Genomic DNA, 15203 nt, shown 5'->3' with positions numbered 1-15203 from the left:
CTTGGGTTCAGTTTTCTACGGTAAGTACCGAAATGCCGCTGGCTCGGGCCTGGCAGACCAGCTCCGATGTGTCCTCACCGCCCGGCAAGGCGATGACCACGTCGGGGTGGCTGTCGGTCAGCATGAAGTGGTTGCGTTGGCGTTCTGCCTGCTTGCCGTGGCGTTGCCAATTGGGTGGGTAACGCACCACGTCGATACCGATTTCACGGGCCCATTCTTCGATATCGCTGCCGAGAAACTGGTTGCCGCCGTGGATCAGTACCTGCACCGGGCGCAGGCGATGGTAGGCGTCCAGCACCTGGCGAGACTTTTTGGTGTCGGCGTAATGACGACCTGCACAGATCAAGATGCGCATAGTCCGATTCCTTGTAAGACACGGTGGCGGCCCAGCGACCGCCACCGTTTAAACGGCAGGGGTGATCAGTACCACTGCTTGAAGCGGCGGATGTAGATCGTTTTCATCAGTTGGGCCACGCAGCAGTAGCTGAGCAAGGTGCCCACCAGCCATGGGAAGTAAGCCAGCGGCAGTGGCTGCAAGCCCACCAGGGTGCCCAGGGGCGAGAACGGCACGTAGATCCCCAGTACGATCACCAAGCAGGTCATCATCAGCACCGGCCATGCGGCCGTGCTCTGGAAGAACGGGATCTTGCGGGTGCGCAGCATATGCACCACCAGGGTTTGCGACAGCAGTCCTTCGATAAACCAGCCGGACTGGAACAGCGTCTGCATCTCGACGCTGTTGGCGGCAAACACGTACCACATCAGCGCAAAGGTAGTGATGTCGAAAATCGACGAGGTCGGCCCGATCCACAGCATGAAACGGCCGATGTTTTTCGCGTCCCACTTGCGTGGCTTGGCCAGGTATTCCTTGTCCATCTTGTCCCACGGCAACGCCAGCTGGGAGATGTCATACATCAGGTTTTGCAGCAGCAAGTGGATCGCCAGCATCGGCATGAACGGGATAAACGCACTGGCCACCAAGACTGAGAACACGTTGCCGAAATTGGAGCTGGCGGTCATGTTCAGGTACTTCATGATATTGCCGAAGGTTTCGCGGCCCTTGAGCACGCCTTCCTCCAGCACCATCAGGCTTTTTTCCAGCAGGATGATGTCGGCCGACTCCTTGGCGATGTCGGTGCCACTGTCCACCGAGATGCCTACGTCGGCATCGCGCAGCGCCGGGGCATCGTTGATGCCGTCCCCGAGGAAGCCCACCGTATGGCCGTTGGCTTGCAGGGCCTTGAGCACACGGGATTTCTGCAACGGCGTGAGTTTGGCGAATACCGTGCGTTCCTCCACTCGGCGCGCCAGGGTGATGTCGTCCATCAATTCGATTTCAACGCCCAGCAGCGGTTGGCCGGGCTCAAGGCCGACCTGACGGCAGATCTTGCTGGTGACGACCGCGTTGTCGCCAGTCAGCACTTTGACCGCCACGCCGATCTGTTGCAGTGCGGCAATCGCAGGGCCGGCGGTTTCCTTCGGTGGATCGAGGAAGGTTAGAAAACCGTGGATCACCAGGTTGCGCTCATCGACGGTGGTGTACTGCTTGCGTGCCAACGCCTTGGGGATCGTGCGAGTCGCCACCACCAGCACGCGAAAGCCGTCTTCGTTGTAATCGTTGGCAATTGACAGCAGTTGCTCGCGACGGCGCTCATCCAACGGCACCGCGGCGCCAGCGTCCATTACATGGGTGGAAATACCCAGCATCTCTTCCACGGCGCCTTTGCACACCAGCAGATGGTCGTCGGCCGCGTCCCTGACCACGATGGACAGGCGGCGGCGTACAAAGTCGAAGGGCAACTCATCGACCTTGCTGTAGGCAAACGGCACTTGGAATGTCGGGTTCTGTTGCGAAAACTGCACCACCGCCTGGTCCATCAGGTTCTTCATGCCGCTCTGGTGGTAGCTGTTGAGCCAAGCCAGGGACAGCACGGCATCATCACGTTGGCCAAAGGCGTTGACGTGATGTTCGAGGATGATTCTGTCCTGGGTCAGGGTGCCGGTCTTGTCGGTGCACAACACGTCCATGGAGCCGAAGTTCTGGATCGCGTTGAGGCGCTTGACCACCACTTTGCGCTTGGCCATGGCCGTGGCGCCCTTGGCCAGGTTGGCGCTGACGATCATCGGCAGCATTTCCGGGGTAAGGCCCACGGCAACCGCCAGCGCAAACAGGAAGGCATCGCCCCAGTCACCCTTGGAGAAACCGTTGAGGAAGAACACGATGGGCACCATCACCAGCATGAAGCGGATCAGTAGCCAACTGACACTGTTGACCCCACGGTCGAACGCGGTCTGCACTCGCGAGCCGACAATCGCCTTGGCCAGGGAGCCAAAGTAGGTACGCGGTCCGGTGGCCACCACCACGGCCGTGGCCCGGCCGCTGACCACGTTGGTGCCCATAAAGCAGATATTGGGCAGGTCCAGCAGGTTGCCTTGGTCGGCGATCACCGGTCCGGCGGTTTTTTGCGTAACGTCGCCCAGGGTGTCGTACTTCTCCACCGGCAAGGCTTCGCCGGTGAGCACGGCCTGGCTGATAAACAGGTCTCGGGATTCGATCAGGCGGATGTCGGCGGGGATCATGTCCCCGGCCGACAGTTGCACGATATCGCCCGCCACCAGCTCGCGCATCGGTACTTCGCGCAGGGTCGGTTGGCTGCCCACTTGCTCACGGCGCAGTACGGTGGCGGTGGTGCGCACCATGGCCTTCAAGGCCTCGGCGGATTTTGCCGAGCGGTGCTCCTGCCAGAAGCGCAACAGGCTGCTGAGCAGGACCATGGTCATGATGATGATGACTTTGGTCGGGTCAGCGTCTTCGCCTTCCTGCATCGGCAGCCAGCAATCGGTAAAGAAGCTGATGGCGCCCAGGGTCAGCAGCACGTAGATGAACGGGTTGTTCAGTGCGTGCAGGAACTGGATGAGGGCGTGCGGCGGCTTGTCATGGGCGACTTCGTTAGCGCCTTCCCGTTGCAGACGTGCAGAGGCGTCCAATTCGGTCAGGCCATCCTGGGTGGCGCGTACGTTGGCCAGGGTGGCTTGCAGGCCGTTTTGGGCTTCGCGGGCGGCACGCATCGACAGTTTGGTGCCTTCGCAGGTGCTCTTTTTCTTGCTCAGTGGCGTGTTTTTTACGGCGCTCATTGTTTGTACTCCTGTCGCCAATTCTCGACAAAACATACCCGGTACTTACCTGAATACAGGCGAGCAAAAGCATGCCGAGCCGCGGACTTCGCGATCGGTTTTATTAAAGTGTTCACATAACTTCTATAACGCCCGCCAACAGCGCGTTAGTTAACTAACGTGCAGCGGGCTACGACTGGATGCGTTCATAAAGAACTCCAGGGAATTAATAAGAAAGTTGCTGTTTTCAGCCAGGTCAGGCGGCGCGAGCGCTCACATACAGACCGAGCATCAAGCCAGCGTGAGCCAGGCTGGAAACCTTCGGTCTCTGCGGGTCTTGAGGGTCGGCATGTTCCCAGTGCTGCATCAATTGGCCGCTTTGCGGGCAGATACGCCAGTGCGCCAGCGGTCGGGCTGGATGCACTTGAGGGGAGGGTGCAACAAAGGTCGACCGGGCAGGGCAAAAGCCTGCGGGTGCTCGGCCTGGCTTGGCGCGCAGGGCTGCGGCCAGCGTGCGTACATCGGGTAAAACAAGGAGTTGGAAGGTCATAACACACCTCGGGACCGGACGGGCATCCGGTGAGGCAGTTACGGTGGAGCATCAAGCTCTAGCGCAGCTTACCGGACCGGGGAGACGAGTCCTGTCATATTCTGGGTTTGGCGCCCGACGCCCGCAAATGCGGTGCTCGGACAGCGACTAGATACTGTGTCCATTGGCTTCTTTTGTGAGGTTTAAAAAAGGCCCCAGTTGCGGGCAGGGGCAATCTACTCAGACAGTTACAAAATGTCAACGCATGATTAATTAAACTGACCAGTGTTCAGACTTCATTCAGACAAAACGCGTTGGAAGTTGTTGGCTATATAACTTCATATACCGTGCGCGGCGAGAATCGCCAGATATATCAATACCAGCCCGCAGGCGCCATAACTGATGCGTTGCCACAGGGGCGAAGCGTTTTTGCGTAGCAGGTTAACCAGCGCCGCGATCAGAAAGCAGGACAACACCGATGCCAGCATGAAGCCTGCAAAAAACATCAAGGTTTGCCCGTGGCTGGGCGTGGCGCCGACAATGCCAGACAAGGCACTGCCCAATGCCCCCCAGTAAACAATGTTCTTCGGATTGGCCAACGAGATCGCCGCGCCCACCGCCAAGGCATTCTGCCCGGAGCTGGCCGGTGCGCTGCCGGCTTCAGGCAACTGCCAGGCGTCGATCAGGCTACGCACGCCGAGCCACGCCAGGTACAGCGCGCAGACAATGGTCATCGGCACACGCACGGCGTCGTGCTGGATCAGCAGGGCAATGCCGGTCAGGCCGATCACGGCCCAGACGGCGTCACCGACCAGTGAGCCGATCTGCACCATCAGCGCGGGAGTAAAGCCATGGAGCAAGCCGCGCCGTAAGGTCTCCGCCAGCACGGCGCCAGGGGAGAGGCAAAACACAAAACCGAATACCAGCGCGTAGAAAAAGATCGTCAACATGCCCGCGTTCCTTCAATTGATGGGGGCAGTGTGAGGCGCAGGTTGGAGAGTGTCTTGAACCAGATTGCGCAGTTCAACGTTTTACGACGTTCTGGTAACGACCCGGGGTCATGCCGTAAGCCGCGCGAAAATGCCGATTGAGGTGGCTCTGGTCGGCAAACCCGAGGTCATGGGCGACGTCCGAGGCTGGCGCGCCCATGCGCAACAAACCCTTGGCGCGACGGGTGCGCAGTTGCATGGCCCACTGCCGAGGACTGAGCCCGGTGGCTTTCTGAAAGGCGCGCAGCAGGTGGAACTTGGACAGCCCCAACTCATCGCCGAGGTGGTCCAACGGCAGCGATTGATGCAGGTGCGCCGCCAGCAACTCCTGGGCGCGGCTGACCATGGGGTTAGCCGTGGCAGGGGGGCGGGGCAGACGCACGCCGCTGATCGCGACCACCTCTCCCAGCAGCGACACCAAGGAGTCTTCGTTCAGCTCGCGAACCAAGGTGTCGGCGCTCAATGCGCCTTTCACCGCCGCCGCCAGGCGTTGCGCGAGCAGCGGTTGAAAACATAACGGGCGATCAAACTCCAGGTGCGCCAAGCCCAAGTCCGCGGCCAATTGATCCGCCGTGACGTAGAGGCTGACGAACTGCCAAGGCGCGCCATCCGCCGCACCGCCGCCTTGAATCTGCCCTGGGTTGTACAGCGTAATGCTGCCCGGCCCGGCGTCGAATTCCCTGCGGTCCAGCCAGACTTTCTCCTCGCCCACCAGGTTCACGCCGATCACACACTCGTCGTGACTATGGCGAGCGAACGTCAGGCCGGTGCAAACCGTGCTGCTGACTTCATAGTTGCCAAGCCAGGCGTGTTGCAGGGCTTTCATCGGCATTCTCCGTCAGATACTCAGACGCAGGGCGAGGGCGGCGAGGGTGACCAGCAGCACCGGCAAGGTCAGCACAATCCCGACCTTGAAGTAGTAACCCCAAGTGATGGTGATGCCTTTGCGCGCCAGGATATGCAACCACAGCAAAGTGGCGAGGCTGCCGATGGGGGTGATTTTCGGGCCCAGGTCGCTGCCGATGACGTTGGCGTAGATCATCGCATCCTTAACCACGCCCACGGCATGGCTGTGCTCAATGGACAACGCGCCGATCAGCACTGTGGGCAGGTTGTTCATGACTGACGACAGCAAGGCCGTCAGCACACCGGTGCCCATGGCCGCGCCCCACACGCCGTACTCGGCGAAGGTGTCGAGCCAGGTGGCGAGGTAATCCGTGAGGCCAGCATTACGCAGGCCGTAGACCACCAGGTACATGCCCAAGGAAAAGATCACGATCTGCCACGGCGCTTCCTTCAGCACTTTGCGCGTGGAGATCTTATGGCCCTTGGCGGCGATGACCAGTAAGAGCACGGCACATACGGCGGAAATCGCACTGATGGGAATGCCCAGTGGCTCAAGCGCGAAACAGCCGATCAGCAGGATGCCCAGCACCCACCAGCCAGCGCGGAAGGTGGCACGGTCGTGGACGGCACTGGCGGGGTCGGCCAGGTCGGCGGGGTCGTAGGTTTGCGGGATGTCGCGGCGGAAGAACCACAGCAACACCGCCAACGTGGCCGCGACGCTGACAAAGTTGACCGGAACCATCACCGCCGCATATTCGTTGAAGCCGATCTTGAAGTAGTCCGCCGAGACGATGTTCACCAAGTTCGATACCACGAGTGGCAGGCTTGCAGTGTCGGCGATAAAGCCTGCACCCATCACGAACGCCAGGGTCGCCGCCGGCGAGAAACGCAGGGCCAGCAGCATCGACATGACAATCGGAGTAAGGATCAGTGCCGCGCCGTCATTGGCGAACAGCGCCGACACCAGCGCACCGAGCAGCACCATATAGGCAAACAAGCGACGGCCGCGTCCACGGCCCCAACGCGCCACATGCAGCGCGGTCCAGGCGAAGAAACCGGCTTCATCGAGCAGCAGGCTGATGATGATCAGCGCGACAAACGTGCCGGTGGCGTTCCAGATGATGTGCCATACCACGGGGATGTCCGAAAGGCTGACCGCGCCGCAGGCGAGGGCCAGGATCGCGCCCAAGGTGGCGCTCCAGCCGACGCCAAGCCCCTTGGGCTGCCAGATAACCAGGACGATGGTGGCGATAAAAATAGCAACGGCGACAAGCATGAATTAACGCTCCGGTGGCTCAGCGGCAGGTGCTGGCCCGTTGTGGTCTGCAACCATGGCGGGTTGTATGAAGGGGGTTAGGGAATATACGTATTTCCCGATATTTCAGCCAAACCTTGTTTCAATTGACGTGGATCAAACACCGACAAATCAACCACAAGTGATTGAAATTAAAATGAAACACGAATGTCCTAAAGTGCCCGCCCATTGCTGAAGAAGGAAGACCCCGCGTGACCCGTGCCACTCGTAACCTGCGCAAGACCCTGGATTCCGTCGCGGAAAATAACGAAACCGCGGCGTTTGACCTGATGCGCGCCGTCGAAAAGCTCGGCGATGAAGTGCTGCGTCAACGCTTGCTCAATACGATTCATCGTCTGAACCAGGACGCCTACGAATTGCGTGAAGCTCGCGACTCGGTGGAGCAGGTCTCTGTAAAGCTCGCTTGAGCAAGATCGTTCAAGACAACTCCCTGATTACGCTGGCATGCTTGTCGACTGTCTGTCGATGAGCCGTCTCCATGCCTACTGCCTTACCTCATTACGCCTTCGCTCGCGGCGCCATCGCCGTTATTCCCTTGTCCCTGGCCTGTGCCCCTTGGGGGCTGCTGGCCGGCTCCATGGCCATCGATGCGCAATTCACCCCGCTGCAGGCCCAAGGCCTTTCCGCCATTGTGTTCGCCGGTGCTGCGCAACTGGTTGCCATCGGGATGGTCAAGAGTGGCGCCAGCCTGATTTCCATCGTGCTGACCACCTTGCTGCTGACGTCCCAGCATTTGCTGTACGGCATGCATATGCGCCCCACGTTGTCGGCACTTAATAGCCGTTGGCGCATGAGCCTGGGGTTTCTACTGACCGATGAGTTCTTCGCACTGGTCAGCCACTATGATCGCCAGACCTTCAATCGCTGGTATGCCTTGGGCGTCGGCCTGACGTTTTATATCGCCTGGAACCTGTTCACCCTGGCCGGCATCGTGTTGGGCAAAAGCATTCCCGGTCTTGATCAACTGGGCCTGGAATTTTCCATTGCCGCGACGTTTATCGCTCTGATCACCCCCGTTGTGCGGGATGTGCCGACCGTGGTCTGCGTGGCGGTGTCGCTGCTGTGTTCGGTGTGGCTGAGTTTCCTGCACTGGGAGTCAGCAGTGGTGGTGTCCGGCGTGCTGGGCATGAGTGCAGGGTTTGTCTGCAAGCGATTGGGAGTAGGGCAGCGATGATTTACCTGATGATTGTGGCCATGGGCCTGGTGGTATTTCTCAACCGCTACCTGTTTATCGAACCGCGCCTGCCGGTGCGCCTCAACCGTGGGGCGCGGGAGTTTCTCGGGTTTGCCGTGCCGGGGATGCTGACAGCGATTTGCGGGCCGATTATTTTTCTTGCTGACCATCAGCTCAACCTGAGCCCCGCCAACCCCTATTTGCTGGCGGGTATCAGTGCGGTCGCGTTGATGTTCTGGACGCGCAATGTGCTGCTTACGGTGCTGCTGAGCATGGCGTTGTTCTATCTGTTCCGCTGGTGGCTCTGAAGCGCAGGCAAAAAAAAGCCCGCGGGAGGGCGGGCAGAAGGGAGACTTCTAAAAATGAGCCAAGCCACTATAGATGGCACGCTCCTGCGTCACAGTGAAACAAAGTTCATCCAGGCGTCAGTCAGCTGCGCGGCAATGCTACAGTCGCGTTTTTTTTCATGGAGGCGATGGCATGCACAAGGTGGTAATGGGCGCATTGGTATTGGCAGCACTGACCGGCTGCGCAGGTTCGAAGATGAACGAAGCCCGTTCGGGAGCCCCCTACAAGACTCTGGCATCGGACAAGGCCACCCTGGTGGTTGCCGAGTGCATCCAGTTTGGCTGGCAGGATGAAAGCGTGTTTGGCGTCGATGCCGGCGGCTTCAAAGAGCCGAACGGGGCGGGTGGTTTCACCGTCTACACCACCGGTGGCGATTACTTCGTCGACGTGCAAAGTGCGGGTGCCGGATCGTCCGTCAAATACTACGCCGCCGAGGATGAGATGCCTGCCAAGCGTCGTTTGGCCGCGCTGGCGACTTGTCTGTAGTCCCTTGCCTTAGTCTGTTTAGGAAACGCCCGGCGGGACAGCCGCCGGACATTCGCTTATCATTCTCACTGCTCGCCCGGCTTGATGGCTCTTTACCAGTACAAGGACGTCGAGGCCAAATTGTCGGGCGAGCATCTTTTCCCCTTATCGCGGCATGAAACCCAAGTGCCAGCGACGAGGGATCTTCAGTGACACCACCCCCAACACCCCAGCCAACACAGCGCTGACCAGCAACGCCTTCAGGCCCATCTGCTGCTCCAGCAACGCGCCGATCACGGCCCCCACAAACATCCCGCCCCACGGGATCAACTGCACCCGCCAGCCATTGCGACGCTCGCCCAGCATCCAACGCCCCAGGCCACGGCCAAAACGAGACAACGCACCCGTGACGTAGGTAAGGCCTACGGGCAAACCGTTGACCTCTTCGACGGCCGCATTAAGCATGCCCATTGCAATGATGGCTGCCAGCAACGCGGGCAAGGTATCGTCTGACGGCCACAGCGCGCCTGCGCACAACAACGCAGCAATACACAGCAGTAAAGGTAGTGCATGCCGCTTGCCAAAACGACTCACTACTACGCCCAATGCGTTGCCGACCACGAAGGTGGCGACCAGCAATAACAATCGCGCCGTCAGCCCCAAGTCCCCGGCACTGATTGCCACCGCAAGGCGCGTGGTGTTGCCGCTCATGAACGAAACGAAGTCGCCGCTGGCCATAAAACCGATGGCGTCGGTCATGCCCGCCAGCACCGAAAGACTGGCCACCAGCATCATGCCGACCCGGCCGCGCCAGCGCTGTCGATGGGCAAGTGCAGCATTGACGTAAGGCTTTCGGGACGAAGGCAGCATAGGACCGGGCTCCACGGTGAGATTATCCGGCCACTACGGTAGGGCGCTTTGACCACGCATGCAATGACCTCAGACAGCTTCCAGGCGCCAGCCCTCCTGCGTCCAGTTCAAGCGGTGCGTCGGCCCGATCGCCTGCACAAACGCCTCATCATGAGACACCACCACCATCGCTCCGCTAAACCCTTGCAGCGCCTGCTCAAAAGCCCTCACCGATTCCAGGTCCAAGTGATTGGTAGGCTCGTCGAGCAGCAACAGTTGCGCGGGCACGTGGCGCCACAGGGCAATCGCCATGGCGGCTTTCAAACGTTCGCCGCCGCTGAGTTGCATCGCGGGTTGTGTCACGCGCAGGGCGTCCAGTTGCAGCAAGGCCAGGCGCGCACGCAACTCGGCTTCGGTCAGCGGCGTACCGAGCAGGTTGAGCTGTTCGATGATCGAGCGCTGGTTGTCCAGCAGGGTGAGATGCTGATCAATGTAGGCACTGGGCACGTGCACGCTGCATTGCCCCGTGACCGTTTGCCATTGGCCAGCCAACAGCTTGAGCAGCGTGGACTTGCCGCAACCGTTCGGCCCATGCACCGCGACACGTACCGGGCCTGTGAGGTGCATGTTGACGCACCTCGCGGGCAGCCACGGCAGTTGGGCATCGATTAAGGTCGCGACTGTGCGCCCGCTGGGCACCGTCGACGCCGGTAATGCGAGCAACGTTGTCGACTCATCCTGTACCCGCTCGTAAGCCTGGCGCACCTGGCTGTCCAGATCTTCTTTGCGGTGCCGATGGGCGCTGCGTACGGTGCTGACGATTTGTGTAGCCGCGCCTTTCCAGCGTGCCTTGGTGAAACGGTCAACGTTGGCGACTTGCGCCTGCTTGCGGGAGTGTGCGGCGTTGCGTTGGAGGCTGTCGTGGTCCTTTTGCAGGCGCTTGCGTTCGCGGCTGCGCTCCAGGCGTGCGTGCTCCAATGCGGCGACAGCGGCCTGCTGTTGGTTGTCTCGTTGCACGCGATAGGCATCGTAATTACCGCCATACACCCGCACGCCGAGGGGCGACAGCTCGATGATGCGCCCCAGGCTATTGAGCAACTGCCGATCATGGCTGACCACCACCAGGCCGCCACGCCAATCAGCCAGAACCCGCAGCAGCCACGTGCGGCCTGCGCTGTCGAGGTGGTTGGTGGGCTCATCAAGCACCAGCAACTGCGGCGCAGACAACAGCGCACCGATCACCACAACCCGCGCCAGTTGGCCACCGCTGAGTTGCTCGGCAGGCGTGCTGGCACTCAGCTGTGACAACCCCGCTGTATCCAAAGCGCTGCGTAAGCGGTCGGCGAGGTCCCAGCGTTCATTGATCAATGCCAGATCTTCCACGCTGGCGGTGCCTTGGGCCATGCGCTCCAACGCCGCCAAGGCGTCTGCGACCCCTGTGAGTTGGGCGACGGTATCCCCCGGTTCGACGATAACCGCCTGTGGCACATATGCCACGTTTGGCGGGCGATCCAGCGCGCCGGAGGAGGGTGAAAGCAACCCGGCGATCAGCTTGGCGAGAACACTTTTGCCCCGGCCATTGCGCCCGACAATCCCGGTGGGCGTAAGGTCGATGGACAGCGTGAGGTCTTGCAGCAGGGTTTCGCCTTTGGCGAATTGGAAAGACAGGTGTTGCAGGGAAACCAACGCGGGCAGCCGGTTGACGTGAGTCATCAGCACCTCCAAAGCAATGTCGAACAGGCCAACAAGCACGCCAGGCGGCTCGTTGCAGGTACATTTTGGAAGGCTTAGTGGTTCACGTCGGCGGTCATCCCATGGGGCAGAAAGGAGGCAGAGCCTAACTCGCCTTGGCGAGCTGTTCAAGGAACATGGCCAGTGCGACTTCCTCAGCCTTGAGCCCTTTGCGCACCCGAGGCTTGGGTAAGGTGTGCAGTTCGCCCAGGCTGAAATGCTCCAGCACTGCCGGATGGATATAGCACTTGCGGCACACTGCCGGTGTATTCCCCAACTGCCGGGCCACGTCCTTGACCATGGCCACCACATGCCGTTTGGCGTCGGATTCCGGCTGCCACTCCAACTCACGCAACACGGCGAGCGCCATGGCGGTGCCGGCCCAGGTGCGATAGTCCTTGGCGGTGAAATCGGCGCCGGTGAGGCTGTGCAAGTACGCATTTACATCATGGGAACTGACGGTGCGCCGCTCACCGTCTTCGTCCAGATACTGAAACAGATCCTGCCCAGGCAATTCCATGCAGCGCTTGACCACGTTCGCCAAGCGTCGATCCTTGACGCTGACCTGATGCTCCACGCCGCTTTTGCCGCGAAACTGGAACTGAATCTCGCTGCCCTTGACGTCCACATGGCGGTTACGCAGCGTGGTCAAACCGTAGGATTTGTTGTCGCGTGCGTACTGGGTATTGCCGACTCGGATCAAGGTGGCGTCCAGCAGCATCACCACCGTGGCCAGCACTTTTTCTCGGGTGAAACCGGGTTCGGCCAGTTGCGCTTCCAGCTGCTTGCGCAGCTTGGGCAGTGCGCTACCGAACGCTTGCAGGCGTGAGTATTTGTCGGTGTCGCGCACTTCGCGCCAGCGTGGGTGGTAGCGGTATTGCTTGCGTCCACGGGCGTCGCGTCCGGTGGCTTGCAGATGGCCACGCGGGTCGGCGCAGATCCACACGTCGGTGTAGGCGGGCGGGACGGCGAGGGCGTTCAGACGTTTGATTTCGTCCTTGTCTGTGATGCGCTCAGCCTTGGCATTGAAATACTGGAACTTGCCGCGCACATGTTTGCGGCGAATGCCGGGCTGGGTGTCGTCAACGTAATGCAGGTCGCGGGGCAGGTCGGCGGGGATCGCGGAGTCAGGCATAGCGGGTTCCTTGGCAACAAATCAGGCCGGTATGTCTGATTGACCACAGCGTTTTGCGGTCGTGCCAAATGGTTACGCCAGTACCGCGACTGCCTTGATTTGTGCCCACAGCGTCTGGCCCGGATGCAAGTGCAACTGGTCGCGGGAGAAGCGGGTGATGCGCGCCAGCAGGGGCGTGCCCTCGGCTTCCAGGCGGACAAGTACGTGGGCGCTGTTGTCTGCGGGTATTTCCTGGATGACCGTTACGGGCAAGCGGTTGAGGATGCTGCTCGGTTCCGATCCTTGCAGGCTGAGGCTGACGTCTCGCGCCTGCACCTTGACCCGCAGCGCTTTGCCCACGGCCAGCGGTGCATGGGCCACGCGCATGGACAGGGCGCTGTCGGGCAGATGCAGCGTCAGCAACTGATAGTCCGCGTCATAGGCACTGACGGTGCCGTTGATCACCACGCCGGCATCGTCGCCCCGCGCCAACGGCAGGTCGAGCCGCGCCAGGGTTTCGCCGATCGGGCCGCTGGCCAACGCCTTGCCGTCACTGAGCAGGACGATGTGGTCCGCCAGGCGCGCGACTTCATCCTGGGCATGGCTGACGTACAGCACCGGGATGTCCAGTTCGTCGTGCAGGCGTTCCAGGTAAGGCAGGATTTCATTTTTTCGCTGGCTGTCGAGGGCGGCCAACGGTTCATCCATCAACAGCAGTTTCGGGCTGGTGAGCAAGGCGCGGGCGATGCCGATGCGCTGGCGTTCACCGCCGGACAAGTGCTGGGGGTTTCGCTCAAGGAGGTGACCGATCCCCAACAGCTCCGTGGCCTGGGCCATGTCCACCCGGCGCTGCTGGCGGGGAATGCGTTTGAGACCAAACTCCAGGTTGGCCCGCACCGACAAATGCGGGAACAGGCTGGCCTCCTGAAACACATAACCCAGCGCGCGCTTATGAGGCGGTACGAACAACCCGCTGCGGCTGTCTTGCCAGACGTCATCGTTGACCTGGATAAAACCGTCGGCAGCGCGCTCCAGCCCGGCGATGCAGCGCAGGCAGGTGGTCTTGCCGGAGCCGGAATGCCCGTACAGCGCGGTGACACCACGCCCTGGAAGATGGAGGTCCACCTCCAGGGCAAAGCCGGAATAGTTGAGTTGCAGGCGTACATCAATCATCGACATCAGCTCCAGCCCATCTTGGTTTTACGGCTGGAGTAGAGCGCCAGCAACACGAGGAACGCGAACACCACCATGGCGCCGGCCAACCAATGGGCCTGGGCGTATTCCATGGCTTCAACATGGTCGTAGATCTGCACCGAGACCACGCGGGTCTTGTCCGGGATATTGCCGCCGATCATCAGCACCACGCCAAACTCACCGACAGTGTGGGCAAATCCGAGGATCGAGGCAGTGATAAACCCCGGGCGCGCCAGGGGCAGGATGACCGTAAAGAACGTATCCCATGGATTGGCGCGTAAGGTCGCGGCCACTTCCAATGGGCGAGTGCCGATGGCGGAGAAGGCGTTTTGCAACGGCTGCACCACGAACGGCATGGAATAGATCACCGAACCAATGACGAGCCCGGCGAAACTGAAGGTGAGGGTGCCCAGGCCGAGCCATTGGGTGAACTGGCCGAAGTAGCCATGGGGGCCCATGGTCAGCAGCAGGTAAAAGCCGATTACCGTGGGAGGCAACACCAGCGGCAGGGCCACTATCGCGCCGATGGGACCGCGCCACCAGGAGCGGGTGCGGGACAGCCACAGGGCAATTGGAGTGCCGATGACCAACAGGATCACGGTGGTCAGTGACGCCAGTTTGATGGTCAACCAGATAGCGGAAAAATCGGCACTCGATAGGGGCATTTATTTGGCCAGCTCGTAACCGTAGGACTTAATGACGGCAGCGGCTTTCGGCCCTTTGAGGTACTCGACCAGCGCTTTGGCAGCGGCGCTGTCTTTGCCTTTGTTGAGGATCACCGCGTCTTGTTTGATCGGGTCGTGCATGGCTGCGGGGACAATCCACGCCGAACCGCTGGTGACTTTGCCGTCTTTATAGATCTGCGACAAGGCGACAAAACCCAGCTCTGCGTTGCCGGTGGACACGAACTGGAAGGCCTGGGTGATGTTCTGGCCTTCGACGAGCTTGTCCTTGACCTTCTCGGTCAGGCCTTCTTTCGCCAGTACTTGGGTCGCGGCCAGGCCGTAAGGTGCGGCTTTCGGGTTGGCGATGGACAGGTGCTTGAAGTCGTTTTTCTTCAGGACTTCACCCTTGGCGTCCACATAGCCGTCTTTGGCCGACCACAGCGCGAGGGTGCCCACGGCGTAGGTGAAGCGCGTGCCTTTGACGGTGTCGCCTTCGCTTTCGAGTTTTTGCGGGGTGGTGTCGTCGGCGCTGAGGAACACTTCAAACGGGGCACCGTTCTTGATCTGGGTGTAGAACTGCCCGGTCGCGCCGTAGGCAGCAACCAGCTTGTGTCCGGTGTCTTTTTCGAAGTCGGCGGCAATAGCCTGGATCGGCGCGGTGAAGTTGGCGGCGACGGCCACTTGCACCTCATCAGCGTAGGCGGAGCCGAAAGAGAATGCAGCGACCAGCAAGGCAAGGCGTGAGGCGTGAATCATCATGAAGCAGCTCCTTGGGATGTACGGCTTGTTCTAGGGAGAAGGGCTAACCGCTATGTATTTGAATATATAGCGGTTAGCCATCGCCGGTACAGCGCAAAGTTGCCACCTATT

Annotated in this window: 16 protein-coding genes; 4 read left to right on the top strand and 12 right to left on the bottom strand. The window is 60.5% G+C overall.

What is annotated here, in order from left to right:
- Window positions 1-7: 7 nt before the first annotated feature.
- The 6 genes from AOA61_RS20175 to AOA61_RS20150 all read right to left on the bottom strand — a co-directional run bounded on the left by AOA61_RS20175 (window position 8) and on the right by AOA61_RS20150 (window position 6754).
- Window positions 8-355 (bottom strand): DUF2493 domain-containing protein, encoded by a 348-nt coding sequence (locus AOA61_RS20175; protein WP_095184707.1) that lies wholly within the window; start codon window positions 353-355, stop codon window positions 8-10.
- A 65-nt stretch (window positions 356-420) separates the two neighbouring features.
- Window positions 421-3135 carry a magnesium-translocating P-type ATPase gene (mgtA, locus tag AOA61_RS20170; RefSeq protein ID WP_099602527.1) on the bottom strand — a complete coding sequence of 905 codons (2715 nt, stop codon included), beginning with the start codon at window positions 3133-3135 and terminating at the stop codon, window positions 421-423.
- Window positions 3136-3370: 235 nt separating this feature from the next.
- Window positions 3371-3664, bottom strand: a complete 294-nt coding sequence (locus AOA61_RS20165; RefSeq protein ID WP_081797647.1) for a hypothetical protein — start codon at window positions 3662-3664, stop codon at window positions 3371-3373.
- 317 nt (window positions 3665-3981) lie between these two features.
- On the bottom strand, window positions 3982-4593 hold the full coding sequence (locus AOA61_RS20160) for a LysE family transporter (protein ID WP_099602526.1): 612 nt from the start codon (window positions 4591-4593) through the stop codon (window positions 3982-3984).
- A gap of 73 nt (window positions 4594-4666) precedes the next feature.
- Window positions 4667-5458 carry an AraC family transcriptional regulator gene (locus AOA61_RS20155; protein WP_099602525.1) on the bottom strand — a complete coding sequence of 264 codons (792 nt, stop codon included), beginning with the start codon at window positions 5456-5458 and terminating at the stop codon, window positions 4667-4669.
- Window positions 5459-5470: 12 nt separating this feature from the next.
- Window positions 5471-6754, bottom strand: a complete 1284-nt coding sequence (locus AOA61_RS20150; RefSeq protein ID WP_099602524.1) for an arsenic transporter — start codon at window positions 6752-6754, stop codon at window positions 5471-5473.
- Window positions 6755-6984: 230 nt separating this feature from the next.
- Here AOA61_RS20150 and AOA61_RS20145 point away from each other — a divergent pair, with 230 nt between their 5' ends.
- The 4 genes from AOA61_RS20145 (at window position 6985) to AOA61_RS20130 (ending at window position 8801) form a co-directional block, all read left to right on the top strand.
- Window positions 6985-7200 carry a hypothetical protein gene (locus AOA61_RS20145; RefSeq protein ID WP_003191339.1) on the top strand — a complete coding sequence of 72 codons (216 nt, stop codon included), beginning with the start codon at window positions 6985-6987 and terminating at the stop codon, window positions 7198-7200.
- A gap of 71 nt (window positions 7201-7271) precedes the next feature.
- The gene (locus tag AOA61_RS20140; protein ID WP_032885718.1) at window positions 7272-7967 is read left to right on the top strand and encodes an AzlC family ABC transporter permease; all 696 of its coding nucleotides are present in this window, start codon (window positions 7272-7274) and stop codon (window positions 7965-7967) included.
- Window positions 7964-8275 carry an AzlD domain-containing protein gene (locus tag AOA61_RS20135; RefSeq protein WP_032885717.1) on the top strand — a complete coding sequence of 104 codons (312 nt, stop codon included), beginning with the start codon at window positions 7964-7966 and terminating at the stop codon, window positions 8273-8275. The genes AOA61_RS20140 and AOA61_RS20135 overlap by 4 nt, the downstream gene beginning before the upstream one ends.
- A 172-nt stretch (window positions 8276-8447) precedes the next feature.
- Window positions 8448-8801: a hypothetical protein gene (locus AOA61_RS20130; protein WP_095184714.1), complete on the top strand. Its 354-nt coding sequence runs from the start codon at window positions 8448-8450 to the stop codon at window positions 8799-8801.
- Between the two features lie 144 nt (window positions 8802-8945).
- Here the strand turns inward: AOA61_RS20130 and AOA61_RS20125 are convergent, their stop codons facing one another.
- From AOA61_RS20125 to modA, 6 genes are all read right to left on the bottom strand, one after another.
- A complete protein-coding gene (locus tag AOA61_RS20125) occupies window positions 8946-9650 on the bottom strand; it encodes a YoaK family protein (RefSeq protein ID WP_032885715.1) in 705 nt (234 codons plus the stop codon).
- Between the two features lie 69 nt (window positions 9651-9719).
- Window positions 9720-11342 (bottom strand): ABC-F family ATP-binding cassette domain-containing protein, encoded by a 1623-nt coding sequence (locus tag AOA61_RS20120; protein WP_099602633.1) that lies wholly within the window; start codon window positions 11340-11342, stop codon window positions 9720-9722.
- 124 nt (window positions 11343-11466) lie between these two features.
- On the bottom strand, window positions 11467-12495 hold the full coding sequence (locus tag AOA61_RS20115) for a DNA topoisomerase IB (protein WP_032885714.1): 1029 nt from the start codon (window positions 12493-12495) through the stop codon (window positions 11467-11469).
- Between the two features lie 72 nt (window positions 12496-12567).
- The gene (gene modC / locus AOA61_RS20110) at window positions 12568-13647 is read right to left on the bottom strand and encodes a molybdenum ABC transporter ATP-binding protein (protein ID WP_032885752.1); all 1080 of its coding nucleotides are present in this window, start codon (window positions 13645-13647) and stop codon (window positions 12568-12570) included.
- A gap of 5 nt (window positions 13648-13652) precedes the next feature.
- Window positions 13653-14333: a molybdate ABC transporter permease subunit gene (gene modB / locus AOA61_RS20105; RefSeq protein WP_032885713.1), complete on the bottom strand. Its 681-nt coding sequence runs from the start codon at window positions 14331-14333 to the stop codon at window positions 13653-13655.
- Complete coding sequence (gene modA / locus AOA61_RS20100) at window positions 14334-15092, bottom strand: molybdate ABC transporter substrate-binding protein (RefSeq protein ID WP_099602523.1); 759 nt, start codon at window positions 15090-15092, stop codon at window positions 14334-14336. It abuts the gene before it with no gap.
- Window positions 15093-15203: the final 111 nt, after the last annotated feature.

It is taken from the genome of Pseudomonas sp. 2995-1 (assembly GCF_002742505.1).
Lineage (GTDB): Bacteria > Pseudomonadota > Gammaproteobacteria > Pseudomonadales > Pseudomonadaceae > Aquipseudomonas > Aquipseudomonas sivasensis.
This window is presented reverse-complemented; position numbering and strand designations above follow the sequence as displayed.